The sequence below is a fragment of the Sphingomonas sp. M6A6_1c genome (assembly GCF_053345135.1).
In genome coordinates this window covers 1-15,292 of record NZ_JBKEZO010000007.1, presented here as the reverse complement: position 1 = coordinate 15,292, position 15,292 = coordinate 1, and the positions used below count along the sequence as shown (strand labels likewise).

Genomic DNA, 15,292 nt, shown 5'->3' with positions numbered 1-15,292 from the left:
AAGGAACCCCATCGTCTGCCCCCGCTGCCGCAGGGCCAAACCTCAGCGCAAGCGCGCTACCTCACCACCCGCACCAATGCCGCGCAGCGGCTTCGTGCTGTGGGTCGTGTCGGCCGCGTGCCCGCGGGTCTGTCGGGCTGCGGTCGAGCGTCCGAAATCAGTTGCCGGTGATCGAAAGCTGGTTTCTGGATAGGGCGACCTTCCGCTACGGGCTGCAACGGATCGAATGCAGCCCGCGATGCCTTACCACGGGATGGTTGTCGCCTCCCAACCTGTGAAGGTTCCGGTCGGACCATCGGCGGCGAGCAGCGCGACGCGCACGACTTCGCGGGAACCATCCTCGACCGTTTCGGTGCCGGCATAGTTGTTGAGGTTGGTGCTGGTGAAGGCCGGCGATACAAGATTGACCTTGATGTCGGTCGGCTCGAGCTCGATCATCATTGCTAGCGTGATCGCATTGAGCGCGGTCTTGGACGCGGGGTAGACGGGGCCGAACATGGCACGATAGGCATAGGCCGGGTCGGCGTTGCGGGTCAGCGAGCCCACGCCGCTCGACACGTTGACGATCCGCGCGTCCGACGATTCGCGCAGCAGCGGCAGCATCGCCTGATAGACGGCGAGCACGCCGAACACGTTGGTTTCCCAGACCGCGCGGACTTCGGCGAGCGAGACATTGCTCGGCCTGGTCGATCTGGCGTGCTCCTCGATCGACACGCTCAGGTCGCGCCCGGCATGCGAGATGGCGGCATTGTTGACCAACAGGTCGAGCCGGCCATGGGCGGCGCCAATTTGCGCTGCGGCGGCGTCGATCGATGCCTGGTCGGTTACGTCGAGCTGGATCGCGGTGGCGCCGGGCCCGATATCGCGCGCCGCACTCTCGCCGCGGACAAGATCGCGCGACCCGACGAAGACGGTAACGCCGTGTGCCGCCAGTTCGGTCGCGACCTGAAGCCCGACTCCCTGATTGGCGCCGGTGACGAGAGCGATGCGTGTGTCGGTCATAAGGAAGGTCCTTGTCATAATGAATAAGGTGGGGGTCAGGCGGCGCTGCGCTCGGCAAGCGGACGGCGGCGCAGGGAGGGTTGCGCAATCGGCAGGGGCGAATAGGCCGCCGCTTCTAGCGGCGCGACGTCCACGCCCGACGGGACGATCGCATCGATCCGGTCGAGCAGATCGTCGCTCAGCTTGACGCCTGCACCGTCAAGCAGCCCGTCGAGCTGTGCCATGGTCCGCGGGCCGATGATCGCCGCGCTGAGCGCGGGATGCGCGATCACGAAGGCGAGCGCCATGTGCATCAGCGACAGGCCGGCGCTATCCGCCAGCGGGATGAGCTGTTCGACCGCGTCGAGGCTCCCGCCGTCTGACATCGCCTTGGGAAAAAATCTCGCTCGGAGCGTTTCGGGCGTCTGCTGGCCCTTGCGATACCGGCCGGTGAGCATGCCCTTGGCGAGCGGGCTCCACGCCATCACGCCGATGCCATAGCGCTGGCAAGTCGGCAGCACCTCGCGCTCAATCGAGCGGTTGAGGATCGAATAGGGCGGCTGCTCGGTGCGGAAGCGCGCGAGGCCGCGGCGCTCGGCGACCCATTGCGCTTCGACGATGTCGGACGCCGGAACGGTCGAGGCGCCGATCGCGCGAACCTTGCCGGCGCGCATCAGGTCGGTGAGTACGGACAACGTCTCTTCGATGTCGGTATCGGGCGCGAGCCGATGGATTTGGTAAAGGTCGATATGGTCGGTCTGCAGTCGCCGCAGTGAATCCTCGACCGCGCGCGTGATCCAGCGCCGCGAATTGCCTTGCATGTTCGGGTCCTCGCCCATCGGGCCGTGGACCTTGGTCGCGAGTACGACCCGGTCGCGCCGTCCTTTCAGCGCCTTGCCGACGATCTCCTCGGACTCACCCGCGCTGTAGCGGTCGGCGGTGTCGATGAAGTTAATTCCGGCGTCGAGCGCCTTGTGGATGATGCCGATACATTCGTCGTGATCGGGGTTGCCGATCCCGCCGAACATCATTGCGCCGAGACAATAGGGGCTGACCTTGATGCCGGTCTGGCCGAGCGGGCGGTAGTGCATGGCTGTCTCCTGTGCGGGCGATCCTTGCCGCGGTCGTTCCAGTGCGGTAGCAAGTAAACGGAACGCGATCCGCTTAATACGGAACATGTTCCGTTTAGCAAATGGAATCTGATGGACGACAGGTCGGCCGAGCAAAATACCGAGGGTGCGCCGCCGGCAGGGCGCCGCGTGCGCGCCGACGCGCAACGGAATCTGGTCACGCTGTTGAAGGCCGCCAAGGAGGTCTTTGCCGAGGCCGGCGTCGACGCGCCGGTGCGGGACATTGCAGAGAGAGCCGGCGTCGGGGTCGGTACTGTGTATCGGCATTTTCCGCGGCGCCCCGATCTCATCGCCGCCGTTTTCGCTCAGGAGCTGGATAGCTGCGCCGATGCGGCGGATGCTTTGGCGGCGGCCCATCCTCCGTTCGAGGCGCTCGCACTGTGGATGCGGCATTTCGTCGATCTCGCGGCCACTAAGCACGGCCTTGCGCAGGCGCTGCACTCCGGCGATCCCGCGTTCGACGCGCTCCCCGCGCGCCGCGAGCAACGTCTGCGACCCGCTGTCCGGAAGCTGTTCGAGGCGGCGGCGGCGGCGAGGGCGATCGGAAGCGAAATCGGGCCCGACGAATTCCTCAACGCTGCGGCGAGCCTATGCATGGCCGCGCGGGACGGTCATACCGAAGCCGCGCAGCGTATGGTCGCCACACTCGTAAATGGTCTCCGCTATAGGGTGAAGGACGGTAACGTCTAAAGTAGCCATCGGCCATTCTAGCGGCTGGCCTGGCGATTTTGTATCTCAAGCAGTGAGCTACGTGAGCGACTGCCACTCCATTCCGATCCCTGAGAAGTCGCCGGTCTCCTTGCTGGTCCATGCGAAAATACAAAACTGAACGAGCGACCGCTTTCGGGGTGCGATCCAGCAAGGCTGGATGTCCACTTGTGGGTCTGCGTGGCCGCGGTGCTGCCCGTCAGCTTGCGACTCACTTCCGGTCGTTCGGTAGATCGGCCGGTAATCCTGAAAACGGCCGTTCCACCAACTCGCAGCAGTCCCGTTTCTCCGTCTCCAACGGACCTTTTCGGGAAAACGCAATCGGGACCAGGTTTCGGGAAAACGGCTCAACCCCGACGCATCGGAGACTGATCCTGCCTTAGCTGTCCCGCTGCCTTCCCTTGAGCGACAGCTGTAGTACGACAATGGAACAAGAAGGATGATCCCGCCGGTGTGCCCTACAGCACGCCGGGAGGAGGACTAATTGTCGATTTCGTTGCCAAATCGGAAAGGATGTCGATAGAAGGGGTAAACGGGTGGCAAGCGTCGGGATTGTTGCATGGTTTATGTTGAGACGGGGCGCCGTAACCTGCTGAAAGGGGTGACAGCGACCCTTGGTTTAAGTGCGGCGGGAAACGTACCACCGAGCGGCTCGGGATTGGCGAAGCTGACACCGCGACCAAAGCCAATCACGGCAACTGAAATCCGCGCGCGAATTGCATGTGCACAGGTACTTATGCGCGAGCAGGGTCTTGCCGCCATCCTGGTCGAGCCTGGCGCCAGCATGCGATACTACACCGGGATCGACTGGTGGCGCAGCGAGCGGATCACCTGCGCTTTAATTCCGGTGATTGGCGAAATCAGTGTTATCACCCCGTCATTCGAAGAACCTTCGGTACGAGAGTCGCTCGCCATAGAGGCACGGGTGCATACATGGCTTGAGGACGAGGATCCGATCGCGCTGATCGCATCGGCAATACCGGCAGACGCAGGTGCGATCGGCGTAGAGGAAACCGTCCGCTTCTTTATCGTCGATGGCATGATGCGCAGCCGGCCCCAGGTCAGCTTCCGCAGCGCCTCGGACGTCGTCCGGAGGTGCCGTCTGATTAAATCGCCGGCTGAGCTCGCGCTGATGCAGTACGCAACGGACATAACCATCGCCGCCTATCGGTACACGGTGCCACGCGTTCAAATTGGCATGAAACCAGCAGACGTACAGGCCATTATGAAAGGCGCGACTGAAAGGCTGGGTGGCAAATCTGAATTTGAGGAGGTGTTGGTCGGGAAAGCGAGTGCCCTGCCTCACGGTTCGAACGAGCCACAAGTGGTTCGGCCTCAGGATATGGTGCTCATGGATTGTGGTTGTAGCGTCGATGGCTACCAGTCGGATGTCTCACGTACCTTCGTCGTCGGCAAGCCAACCAATCGCCAGCGCACGCTGTGGTCGCAGGTGCAGCAAGGTCAGCAGGTGGCGTTTCATGCCGCAGTTGTCGGGAAACCGGCCGGAGCGATCGATGATGCTGTAAGGAGCTACTATGAAGGACTCGGCTATGGACCCGGATATCGGCTTCCAGGGCTTTCCCATCGAACCGGCCACGGCATAGGCCTCGACGGCCATGAACCAATCAACCTAGTACGCGGTGAAATGGGGCGGCTTCAACCGGGCATGTGTTTCTCGAACGAACCAGGGCTTTATGTTCCGGACCTGTTCGGCGTCCGCATTGAAGATTGCTTCTACATGACGGAGGACGGCCCGCGTTGGTTCTCAACTCCACCGACCTCACTTGACCAACCTGTCTAGCGAACAAGAGGGCACTAAGCTTTCCACGTTGGAAAAATGTGGCAAAATAGCCTGACTCCGCTAGGTTCGTGCGGTGAAGCGACCAACCCGGGAAGACATTAAGGCAATGACGGGATCTGACAAACCCACTTTGGGGGCGGCGCTCCGAGCTATCCGCAAAGAGCGTGGGTGGAGTCTTGCGCAGGCTTCGAAAGAAACTGGCCTTGCTGTGTCAACGCTGTCGAAAATTGAAAACGGGCAGCGGTCGTTAACCTATGACAAGTTGATCCAGCTAGCATCTTCACTCCAGGTCGACATTGCTCGTCTTTTTACAGAAAGCGGCACACCGGGTTATGACAAAATGCCAACCCCATTGGGGCGTCGTAGCGTCCAGCGCGGTAACAGCGGATTTATCATAGAGGCAGGTGTCTACAGCTACCGATACCTTGCAGAGGATCTAGTCGCCAAACGCTTCTCTCCGATCATTATGGAGTTACATGCTCGATCGCTCAACGAATTCAAGGGATTGCTGAGGCACTCTGGAGAGGAATTTGCCTATGTTCTTGAAGGGACGGTTGAGGTTCGTACCGACCTTTATGCACCTCTTCGCCTAGCTGTGGGTGAGTCGACCTACTTCGATAGTCATGTGGGACATGTGTACCTCAACGCGGGGCCGGGACCTGCCCGGATCCTCATCATTGCGTCAAGCGAACAGGCTGGCGATGACCCGTTGGAACAGCCTACGGCTCAAGAAGCAAAGGCGAAGCTTTTAGGTGCTTAGGCAAGCGCTTTTCGTTCCCTTGCAAGAAAATCCTCTTACTATGGCAAAAATGCTGGTTCGTCCCCCGGCGATGGTTCTGGCTGCATTGCACATTACCTCACCGCGAGGTGTCCCGAGCCGCTAGCATCAAGCGCCCGGCATCTCGTTTGTTTGTCCGCCCCCTTCCATTGCTGCCACATGGCTGCCCGCTGCCATTGCAACTCAAGACGCTTCAGCTGGCCGCATCGCTATTGACAGATCGGAAAGTTAGTATGACTGTTCGGCAAGTTTCTTGCGGAATAGACGAATCAGCGAAGGGGTGGGTATATGGCGGCGATTTTTGGCAACGGTGAAGGCGCTTCTGGGACGTCGATCAGCGCGATCCGCAGGGCCGCACGTGCGATCATATTGACCAGTGTCGCGGCTCTTCCTCTTTTGGCCGCGCAGGGCGCCTCTGCTCAGACCAGTAGGGCTACCCTCACAACCAATAGCGATCCCGCTGCCGATCAATCTGCTACACCCACGGTGACCGCGTCCAACGATGGCGATATTGTCGTGACCGCCGCCAAGCGTGACGACACCCTCCTGAACGTCGCGAGCTCCGTTACTGCGCTAAGTGGCAATCGCCTCCAGGAGCTCGGCTTGAGCTCGTTCCAGGACTTCATCCGCCTCGCTCCTGGCGTTTCGTTCCAAAGCGTCACGCCAGGACGGACTCAGATCAGCATACGCGGCGTAAATGTCGGTACAACGCAGCCGAGTACCTCGGTGGCCACGTACTTCGACGAGGTGCCGTTGAACACCTCCGCCACGTCTTCGCTGTCAGGGGATCTGAACATCGATCCAGATCCCTTCGATCTACAGCGGGTCGAAATCCTGCGTGGTCCGCAAGGCACGCTTTACGGTGCCAACGCCCTTGGCGGCGTTATCAAGTACGTGCCCCAATCACCGAAATTTGATCGCGTTGCTGCGGCCGGGTCAGCCAACATAGGGGCCGTTCACGAGGGCGGTACGGACCTCGGCATAAAGGGCATGATCAACGTTCCCATGGCTGATTGGGCTGCGCTGCGAGTGGTAGGCTTCTATCGCAAGGATGCGGGCTACATCGACAACGTCTCTCTGAACGAGAAAGACGTGAACTGGGCCAAGAACCGGGGCGTTCGCGCTATTCTGGAACTCCGCCCGCTCGATGGTTTGAACATCAAGCTGACAGCGCTGCTTCAACGTCTAACCACGGGCGGCGATTCCTCGGTCGACGCGCTCCGCACCACTCAGACGCCAGCGTTTGGCGATCTGACGCAAGCCCGCCCGATCCCCGAAGGCGTATCTGACCGCTTCAACATGTACAATGCGGTGGTGAGCTACGACTTCGGCTTCGCCAGCCTGATCTCGTCAACCGCCTGGACGCGGCAGCGCTTCAGCCGGGCCAGTACCTCAGTAGCAATCGACCCCACATCCCAGTATAGCACTGTTTTCCAGGGCACGAATAATAAGTTCGTGCAGGAGGTGAGACTCCAATCACCGAGCGCTTCGGGCCATGGTCTTGAGTGGCAGCTAGGCGGTTTTTACACCAACGAACATTATAATCGTACCTCGACTGATTACCTGATCGATCTGCCGTCAATGCAGTCGCTGGACAGTGACGCGAGCGGCACAATTGCGAGCTATGCTGAGAAGGCTGTGTTCGCGAACGCAACCTACTACTTCAGCCGCATGTTCGACATTGCGGGCGGCGTTCGATATAGTCACAATGGTCAGAACGGTTTTGGAACCAATAATTCCGGCGCGTTCAACGGTCGAAGTGGTGCGTCCGACGACAACAAGGTTACGTGGAGCGCGACCGGCCGGTTCCATCCGGCCAAGGAAATCCTCCTTTATGCTAATGTTTCCACTGGGTACCGCGCCGGTGGACCCAACTTCTTCGCCATCGGGCAGGCGATCCCGCCTTCGTTCGGACCGGAGGAGCTGACAAACTATGAGGCAGGCCTGAAACTGAGCACGCCTGATAAGAAGGCGACCTTCACGCTCTCAGGCTTTTACATTGACTGGTCATCCATACAGCTGCCGCTTATCGTCAACCGCTTGACCTTCCGCGGCAATAACGGGACGGCCGATAGTAAGGGCTTTGAGGCTTCGGCCACCCTGCTGCCGGTACGAGGGCTCAACCTTGCTGGAACGTTGTCCTATACTGATTCCAGGATTACGTCTGACGAACGAACAGGTGTCGGCGCCGTGCCGGGCGAACGGATGGCCGGTGCGCCGCGGTGGTCGGGCTCGTTGACCGCAGATTATGAGCGCCCTATCTCCGATCAACTCAAGGGATTCGCTGGCGGGACGTTCACCTTCAGTTCGAATCGGCCCAACAGCTACCGTCTCAGTGTCAATACACCATACGTCCTCATTCCGGGCTTTGAGACCTTTGGATTGCGCACAGGTGTTGACGCAGGATCTTGGCGCTTGACGCTGGCAGCGGACAATCTGTTCGATAGGCGTGGGGTTACAGACGATTATACATTCCCCCGCTACTTTGGCGAGCTTCTTGGTGTCGGGAGCTATTACGATCAGCTGGGAACGATCAAGCCGAGGACCATTCGATTGACCTTTGACTGGTCGATTTGACGATACCACGGCTCAATCCGAGATGTCGCAGAAACAAGCCAGCGATCATGCCGGTACTCTGACACAAACATCGGCTACGATTCATGAGGCGACAAGCTCAAATCCAACCGATTGATCCCGGGATATCGAGACCTGGGAAGAAGGAAGCAGAATGTCGTTCCATGCGAACGCGCCCACAAACCACGGGATTTCACACCTGACTGCGGCGGACGTCGCACGCGTTCTCACTGGAGCAAAGCTCCTGGATAGGTTGTCAGACTTCTTCCTTGCGCAAAGCCGTGCACCTCTGCGGCAGCGCCTTGACTGGACGGGCGGGGCCGAGCTCCTTGTGATGCCGGTGATATCTGACGATTATGCCGGCATTAAAATGCTGACGGTTAATCCGGGGAACGCGGGTACCGAGCGGCCAGTTATCTCTGGATTGTTTACCCTCGCTGATTTTCGGACGGGCGAAGTGCTCGCCACTATGGATGCTGGCGAGCTTACGGGTTGGCGAACGGCTGCGGTCTCGGCGCTGGCGGCGGCCAAGCTGGCCCGCCAAGACGCCTCCCACCTGGCGATCTTGGGCGCGGGGCACCTTTGCACATACATTGCCGCGGCTCACGCCGAAGCGCGCCAGCTAAAACGCATTACACTGTGGGCGAGAGACGCCGCGAAGGCGCATCTGGCGGCGCGCCGCTTGCGCGATCGTCTGGCCGACATCGACATCGATGTCTGCTGTGACCTTCAGCTTGCAGTGCAGGCCGCTGACATCGTTGTGGCGGCGACCAGGGCTACCGAACCGCTCATCCGTGGTCGGTGGCTCCGACCGGGGATGCATATAGATCTAATCGGTGGCTACCGCCCAGACATGCGAGAGCTAGACGATGAGGGCATTGCATCAGGTCCTATATACGTCGACGACGACCAGGCCGCTCTCCACGAGGCTGGAGATCTGATCCACCCGCTTCGGACGGGAGCCATAACGCTGGCGTCGATCCGCGGTGATTTGGCAAACCTCGCCTCTCTCACAACAGGGAGATGCACAAAAAGTGAGATCACGATCTTCAAATCGGTTGGCACCGCTCGTGCTGACTTGGCGACTGCGATCACCGTCTGGCAGCGACGACGGGCAGAGGTCTTTAGCTTGCGTGACAATGCGATTGGCGCGCGCACATGAACCGGGGTTCAAAAACAATCATCAATCCAACCGGAAAGATGCGGTTTCCTTGCTCCGCGTTCGGCATCGCGCCGATGATGGTCCTTGGTTCAGTCCTCACCGGTGCGGGATATGATATCGCGACCGCGCAGACGGTCTCCCGACCCGCGGGCGAACGCTCAGATGGCTTGCCTGCGCCCGCATCTCAGATGGCAGGTGGAAAACCGCCGGCACTGGCCAAAGCACTGGCGCCGGTACCGGTAGGCACATTTCTAGCCAGGGCGGAAGCCGCGCTGGAAACGGCGACGGCCGAGGCCAATCGGGCTGACTGGGTAAACACCACTTACATCACGCCCGACACCGACAAGATAAGCAGTGACGCACGGATGCGGCTGAGTGCACTCAGCCTTGATCTTGCCCGCCAGGCGTCTGCCTACGATCCCACCCACGTCGATCCGGTTTCGAGCCGCAAGCTTGCGCTGCTGCGGATCGCGACCATCGTTCCACCGCCAGCCGACCCTCAGGAAGCCGCGCAACTCGCTGCCGCCCAGACGCAACTGAGCAGCCAATTCGCGACCGGTTCTTTCCCCTTCAATGGGAAGCCCACTTCGCTAGCCGAGGCCGAAGTGCTGTTGGCGAAGACCCGCGACCCTGCCGAGGCTCGGAAGTTGTGGGAAGGGTGGCGTGGCACGGCCACGCGGATGAAGCCGGCCTATGTCGAGATGGTTCGCCTGTCGGCAAAAGGAGCACGTAGCCTCGGCTTTGCGGACATGGGGGAACTATGGCGGTCAGGATATGATCGCCCCCCTGCGCAGGCAGCACAGGATGTAGATCATGCCTGGGCAGCGCTGCGCCCGCTCTATCAGGCACTGCACTGCTTCACGCGGAAGCGGCTTTCGCGACGCTACGGGACTACAGTGCAGCCCCGCACCGGTCCCATTCGTGCTGACCTGTTGGGCAATATGTGGGGACAAAGCTGGATCAACATCCTCGATGTGCTCCAGCCCGATGCCGCCGCGCGACCAGACATTGATCACTATCTGCAGGCTGCCGGCTATGATTCCCTCCGCATGGTTCGTACGGCAGAGGCATTTTACACCTCGCTTGGTTTTGATCCACTGCCGCAAAGCTTCTGGACAACATCGCAGTTTGTAAAGCCAGCCGATCGGTCCGTAGATTGCAACCCATCGGCCTGGACGATCAACACCAACCGCGACGTTCGGCTGAAAATGTGCCTGCGCGTCGCTCGCTCTCAATTTCGTATCGTTTATCACGAGCTCGGACATGACTTTTATTATCTAAGCTACGCCGACCAGCCATTCCTGTTCCGCCGGGGTGCTGACGAAGGCTTTCACGAGGGGATCGGCGATTTCATCGCTCTGTCAGCGACCACACCAACGAATTACCGCAAGATTGGCGTGCTCCCCCCCGATGCATCGGACGGCGATGATATCGATCAGCTTCTCCAAGGTGCGTTGGACAAGGTCCCGCTACTCGCCTTTGCCACCGCACTCGACAAGTGGCGCTGGGGCGTGTTTGCCGGCACGATCAAGCCTGACGACTACAACCGTAGCTGGTGGAAGCTGGTGACCCAATATCAAGGTATCGCGCCCCCAACTCCGCGTCCCGACAACGGCTTTGATGCTGGCGCTAAATATCACGTGCCAGAGAATGTCCCCTACATAAGCTACCTCAAGGCGCGCCTCTACCAGTACCAATTTCAGGAAGCCGCTTGCCGCATCGCCCGCTGGGAGGGGCCGCTTCACCGGTGTTCCATCTTCGGCAGCAAGGCAGTGGGCACGCGGTTGAAGGCCATGCTGGCGCTCGGCGCTTCACGATCCAATGCCGAAGCACTGAAGCTATTTACCGGGCAATCGGATGCCGATCCTCGCGCGATGATCGCCTATTACCGGCCGTTGCAGCGTTGGCTGGATCGGCAGAACGCTGGAGAGCAATGTGGTTGGTAACGGTCGGCGCCCAGGGCCGGCGATCTCGAGCAGCAGTCGACCTCTTTCCAACGTTGTGAGGGGGATGCCATGCCGTACCTAGCAGTGCTGCTCACTGTTCTCGCACTCGCCACGCTCGTCTTTGTCGTAGCGCTCGCGCTGCGCTGGTGGCGGGATCCAGTTTCCCCGCGGCTGGAGGGCGTACTGCTAAGCGCGGTCGCGAATTTCTTTGATGCACTAGGCATAGGCTCGTTCGCACCATCCACCGCATATCTCAAGATACGTCGGCTGACGCCCGATGTACTGATCCCCTCCACCATGATCGTCGGCTATACGATTGCGACTGTCACAGAGGCTTTCGTCTACATAACTACTGTGGCAGTTGATTCAATGCTGCTCGCCAGCTGCATCGCTGCATCTGGTGTTGGCGCGGTGCTTGGCGTCGCACTAGCGCCGCGGCTGCCCATACGCGCCATCCAAACAACCATTGGTGTAGGTCTGCTGATTGCGGCCGTGCTCTACAGCCTTGCCAATCTAAGCGTCCTGCCGGGTGGCGGCAGCGCATCGTCGCTACCGCCAGGCGGTTTCCTGCTCCTCGCCGCCGCGTCTCTTATGCTTGGCATACTTACCAACCTTGGCATTGGCAGCTTTGCGCCTACGCTGATCCTGGTCAGCCTGCTGGGCATGGATCCGCGCGCTGCTTTTCCGATTATGATGGGGTCCGCCGCGTTAATTTTCGTCGCGAGCGGCACAGCCATTGTTCGCACGCGACCACTCGATATGGGGTTGGTGACGGGCATGGCGATCGGTGGGGCGCCAGCGGTGCTGCTGGCCGCCTTTCTCATTAAGTCACTGCCACTTGATGCGCTGCGCTGGGGGGTGGTGGCCGTCGTCGCCTATGCGGCGGTATTGATGCTGCGTTCCGCCGCGCGCGCCCGTGCGTCCTGCGATCATACGGCGCTGACACCTTCGACAAACACAAATATCATCGCAGGAGACCCGCATTGACCAACTTCTCACGGCGCGGAGTGTTGCTTGGCAGCTCCGCTGCATTTGCGTCCACAGGCGTGCAGGCAACGGCTTGGCGCGGTTCACATATGGCTGCTCCCGCCCCGGCACCTGCCGTTCTCGACGATAGCGAGCAGCGCCTGCTTACCATGCCAGACGGACAGGCGCTCACCATTCAGATCGCGCATCCCCATCCAGTGGAGGAAGATCTGCCGCTGATGATCCGCGGCCGCAAACCTGTGCCGATCTACGTACTGGACGGATGGGACAATTTTGCAGTCGTCGCAGGACTGGTGCGAACAATGCAGTGGGGCGGATCGGTGCCACCCTGCCTGGTAATCGGGCTGGGTTACGCCGATCCGGCGGCAGCGGATAAGGCGTCGCGCCGGCGCTATGACCTCACTCCAAACGCCAATGGGCCCATCAAGGACGTTCGCTACGGGGGCTCTGTTCCATTTCGGCATTTCATCGGATCGGTCGTAAAGCCGATGATCGAGCGCGCGTTCACTGTCGATAGCGCGCAGTCCACCCTTGTTGGACACTCGCTCGGAGGCCTGTTTGCGCTGGAAACTGCACTGAAGGAGCCGACGCTATTTTCAAACGTGCTGGCGCTTAGCCCGTCGCTGTGGTTCGATGACCATCTGTTGCTGCGGCAATGGCGTGCGGCGCTGAAGGCCGCTTCGCCTTTTCCGCGCGTGGTGACGTTGGCGGGTGATCGAGAAGAGACAATCAGCCCGAGCGAGCTCCACATGACCCGTAATGTTCAATATTTGGGCGAGGCGGTGTCGGAGGCCAAACAGTCGGACCGGATCTTCACCGGTGTTCTGGAGGATACTACGCATCACACGATACTCGGGCCAGGGCTGACTTTTGGCCTACGCAAGTTGCTCGATCCAAACCCGCCGAGCGCCCAGGCTGGTTTGGTTACGCGCGTATGACGCGAGGCATCTCACCCTGGACTGCAAACCGCGATGGCACGGCATCACCGAACGTGTCGGTCAGGTCACAGGAGCCTGGCCTTGGCCGGTCGATCAACGGTGCGGGCCGCTGTTCGCGCGAGAGGCCGGCCGCAGGAGCAAGATGCAGCCTTCGTTTTAGCAACAAGCCCTGTCCGCCGCCTTTAGCGTTCGTCCGCCTGTGATGCAGCTCGATCCCATCGACCGCGCGCTGCTGGCAGGCGAGCATGGCGCCGCAGCGGCCCATGCCATGCGGCTGCTCATGCAATATGCCGAGGCGTTCGCAGCCGAACGCTTCCTCTCGATCCAGTCTGCACATATCGACGGATGCCTCTATCATGGCCCATCCAGCATCGATTTCGCGCGCCGTTTCGTCGACCTTGGCGGACAGGTGCGTGTGCCGACGACCCTCAACGTTGCGGCGGTAGACGTCGTTCATCCTGGATGGCACCAAGGCCCCCCGGACCTGATATCGGAGCAGACGCAGCTGACGGAGTTGCACGAGGCGCTGGGATGCCTCCCCACACTGACCTGTGCGCCTTATCAACGAATGCTGCGGCCAGGCATCGGCGAACATATCGCTTGGGCTGAATCCAACGCGATCGTCTTCGCTAACTCAGTTCTTGGCGCACGGACCGACCGCTATGGCGACTTCACCGACCTGTGCGCCGCGTTGACCGGGCGCGTTCCGGCAGCCGGCTTGCACCTGACCGAGAACAGGCGAGCAACGCTGATCGTTGAGGTACCCTCGATTGGGGAAAGCGATCTCGCACGCGACCTCTACTTTGCCGCAGTCGGATACGTCCTGGGGCTAGCCTCGGCCGGCAGGGTGCCGGCCATCATAGGTCTGCCGTCTGATACTAACGAGGATGAGTTTAAGGCGCTGGGCGCCAGCGCCGCATCGGCGGGCGCTATCGCGCTGTTCCACGCCATCGGGCTTACGCCCGAGGCGTCGAGCCTGGCAGCGGCGACGGGTGGTGCCCCCGAGCTGCCGGAAATCAGGTTTACCGGAAAGCATCTACGCGAGGCTGTACACGTACTGTGCCCGGTAAAGCCCGGTGAGAAAATCGCAGCTGTTTGCCTTGGTACCCCGCACTTCTCTCTTGCTGAGTTCGGGCGGCTTGCTCGTCTCGTTGACGGCCGTCGTGCGGCGGGTGGAGTGGAGGTCTATGTCTCCACCTCTCGCGAGATCGCCGGGCATGTCGAGAAGACCCCGGAGCTTAGTGCGATCAGTGCCTTCGGCGTACGCCTCGTCGTCGACACCTGCACCTATCTGGCCCCTGTGGTCCGGGAAACGACAGGCGCGATCATTACAAATTCGGGCAAATGGGCGCATTACGGCCCAGGTAACCTCGGCCGGCGGGTTGGGCTGATGAGCTTGGAGCAATGCGTGCGATCAGCCGAGGCAGGCCGAGTGGTGGACCTATGAAGATAGAAGCGCTGAAAGCCCTTTGTTCGGGCGCAGCGAGCGGCCAGATCGCGCTTCTGTCTGCTCCGCTAAGCCTATGGGGTGGGCTTAATCTGAAGGACGGCACGATCTGCGACGTCAATCATTCTGATTATGGCCTCTCGCTTGCCGGCAGGGTGCTGGCTATGCCGGCTGCGCGGGGTTCCTCCTCATCGTCTAGTGCGCTGGCCGAAGCCGCCCGGCGCAAAGTCGCGCCAGTCGCGATCATACTGGGACGAGCTGACCCCATCCTCACTATTGGCAGCTTGGTTGCGGCGGATCTTTACGGCGTTCACATACCCATCGTTTTGGTGCCAGAAAGCCAATGGGGCGACATTCCGACAAAAGGGATCGTTACCGTGCAGTCGGATGGCAACCTAGGGTGCCTAAGCTTCCCGTCTGACGCAGAATAGCTCTGAACGCGGTAAGTCCCGTCAGCGCTGAAGTAGGAATTCCACTAACGCCCAGCATGAACAGTCCCGAAATATGATCCCAATCGAGATGCTCAGGGCAGGCGTCAGGCCTTTCTAATCAGTACCGAACGGCTGTGACAGCGTGGGGCGGTGACCGCTTTCGATCATCTGGATCGTCAAAGCTGCCTGTCAGCAAAGTCCCCAATCTCAGCCATTCCAAGGTGCTGGCAGCACCCGCTCAAGCGGTCGGTCCGCTCACATGAACGAGCGGCAGGTATCGGGCAGCGAAATGAGGGGGGTGAATGGCCGGGATTGGGTCGCTGTAGCCTTGAGGAGATCAAACGTCTCGACCGCTGAGGTCAGTTCCTGGTGCCACGGCTAGGAAACAACCCGTCATGGACGGCTCCGG

12 protein-coding genes are annotated in these 15,292 nt (G+C 60.5%); 10 read left to right on the top strand and 2 right to left on the bottom strand.

Annotated elements, in window-relative coordinates; genetic code table 11:
- Window positions 1-243: 243 nt before the first annotated feature.
- Window positions 244-1,002: an SDR family NAD(P)-dependent oxidoreductase gene (locus tag ACLBWH_RS15480; RefSeq protein WP_447799759.1), complete on the bottom strand. Its 759-nt coding sequence runs from the start codon at window positions 1,000-1,002 to the stop codon at window positions 244-246.
- Window positions 1,003-1,037: 35 nt separating this feature from the next.
- Entirely contained in the window at window positions 1,038-2,072 is a 1,035-nt protein-coding gene (locus tag ACLBWH_RS15475) for an aldo/keto reductase (protein WP_447799758.1), read from the bottom strand.
- 111 nt (window positions 2,073-2,183) lie between these two features.
- Here ACLBWH_RS15475 and ACLBWH_RS15470 point away from each other — a divergent pair, with 111 nt between their 5' ends.
- The 10 genes from ACLBWH_RS15470 (at window position 2,184) to ACLBWH_RS15425 (ending at window position 14,883) form a co-directional block, all read left to right on the top strand.
- Complete coding sequence (locus ACLBWH_RS15470; protein WP_447799757.1) at window positions 2,184-2,801, top strand: TetR/AcrR family transcriptional regulator; 618 nt, start codon at window positions 2,184-2,186, stop codon at window positions 2,799-2,801.
- 577 nt (window positions 2,802-3,378) lie between these two features.
- Complete coding sequence (locus ACLBWH_RS15465) at window positions 3,379-4,620, top strand: M24 family metallopeptidase (RefSeq protein ID WP_447799756.1); 1,242 nt, start codon at window positions 3,379-3,381, stop codon at window positions 4,618-4,620.
- A gap of 73 nt (window positions 4,621-4,693) precedes the next feature.
- The gene (locus ACLBWH_RS15460; RefSeq protein WP_447799755.1) at window positions 4,694-5,380 is read left to right on the top strand and encodes a helix-turn-helix domain-containing protein; all 687 of its coding nucleotides are present in this window, start codon (window positions 4,694-4,696) and stop codon (window positions 5,378-5,380) included.
- A 306-nt stretch (window positions 5,381-5,686) separates the two neighbouring features.
- Window positions 5,687-7,975: a TonB-dependent receptor gene (locus ACLBWH_RS15455; RefSeq protein ID WP_447799754.1), complete on the top strand. Its 2,289-nt coding sequence runs from the start codon at window positions 5,687-5,689 to the stop codon at window positions 7,973-7,975.
- Between the two features lie 151 nt (window positions 7,976-8,126).
- Window positions 8,127-9,134, top strand: coding sequence for a hypothetical protein (locus ACLBWH_RS15450; protein WP_447799753.1), 1,008 nt, complete (start codon window positions 8,127-8,129; stop codon window positions 9,132-9,134).
- Window positions 9,131-11,080: a M2 family metallopeptidase gene (locus ACLBWH_RS15445; RefSeq protein ID WP_447799752.1), complete on the top strand. Its 1,950-nt coding sequence runs from the start codon at window positions 9,131-9,133 to the stop codon at window positions 11,078-11,080. Before ACLBWH_RS15450 ends, ACLBWH_RS15445 begins: the two co-directional genes overlap by 4 nt.
- Window positions 11,081-11,149: 69 nt before the next feature.
- Complete coding sequence (locus ACLBWH_RS15440; RefSeq protein ID WP_447799751.1) at window positions 11,150-12,067, top strand: sulfite exporter TauE/SafE family protein; 918 nt, start codon at window positions 11,150-11,152, stop codon at window positions 12,065-12,067.
- Entirely contained in the window at window positions 12,064-13,005 is a 942-nt protein-coding gene (locus tag ACLBWH_RS15435; protein ID WP_447799750.1) for an alpha/beta hydrolase, read from the top strand. The genes ACLBWH_RS15440 and ACLBWH_RS15435 overlap by 4 nt, the downstream gene beginning before the upstream one ends.
- Window positions 13,006-13,207: 202 nt before the next feature.
- The gene (locus ACLBWH_RS15430; protein WP_447799749.1) at window positions 13,208-14,452 is read left to right on the top strand and encodes an aconitase X; all 1,245 of its coding nucleotides are present in this window, start codon (window positions 13,208-13,210) and stop codon (window positions 14,450-14,452) included.
- Window positions 14,449-14,883 carry an aconitase X swivel domain-containing protein gene (locus tag ACLBWH_RS15425; protein ID WP_447799748.1) on the top strand — a complete coding sequence of 145 codons (435 nt, stop codon included), beginning with the start codon at window positions 14,449-14,451 and terminating at the stop codon, window positions 14,881-14,883. Before ACLBWH_RS15430 ends, ACLBWH_RS15425 begins: the two co-directional genes overlap by 4 nt.
- The last annotated feature ends 409 nt before the right edge of the window (window positions 14,884-15,292 follow it).

Excerpts from the sequence above, each read along its gene's own strand:
- ACLBWH_RS15480 (WP_447799759.1), bottom strand. The coding sequence starts at position 1,002 with ATGACCGACACACGCATCGCTCTCGTCACCGGCGCCAATCAGGGAGTC.
- ACLBWH_RS15475 (WP_447799758.1), bottom strand. The coding sequence starts at position 2,072 with ATGCACTACCGCCCGCTCGGCCAGACCGGCATCAAGGTCAGCCCCTAT.
- ACLBWH_RS15470 (WP_447799757.1), top strand. The coding sequence starts at position 2,184 with ATGGACGACAGGTCGGCCGAGCAAAATACCGAGGGTGCGCCGCCGGCA.
- ACLBWH_RS15465 (WP_447799756.1), top strand. The coding sequence starts at position 3,379 with ATGGTTTATGTTGAGACGGGGCGCCGTAACCTGCTGAAAGGGGTGACA.
- ACLBWH_RS15455 (WP_447799754.1), top strand. The coding sequence starts at position 5,687 with ATGGCGGCGATTTTTGGCAACGGTGAAGGCGCTTCTGGGACGTCGATC.
- ACLBWH_RS15450 (WP_447799753.1), top strand. The coding sequence starts at position 8,127 with ATGTCGTTCCATGCGAACGCGCCCACAAACCACGGGATTTCACACCTG.
- ACLBWH_RS15445 (WP_447799752.1), top strand. The coding sequence starts at position 9,131 with ATGAACCGGGGTTCAAAAACAATCATCAATCCAACCGGAAAGATGCGG.
- ACLBWH_RS15440 (WP_447799751.1), top strand. The coding sequence starts at position 11,150 with ATGCCGTACCTAGCAGTGCTGCTCACTGTTCTCGCACTCGCCACGCTC.
- ACLBWH_RS15430 (WP_447799749.1), top strand. The coding sequence starts at position 13,208 with ATGCAGCTCGATCCCATCGACCGCGCGCTGCTGGCAGGCGAGCATGGC.
- ACLBWH_RS15425 (WP_447799748.1), top strand. The coding sequence starts at position 14,449 with ATGAAGATAGAAGCGCTGAAAGCCCTTTGTTCGGGCGCAGCGAGCGGC.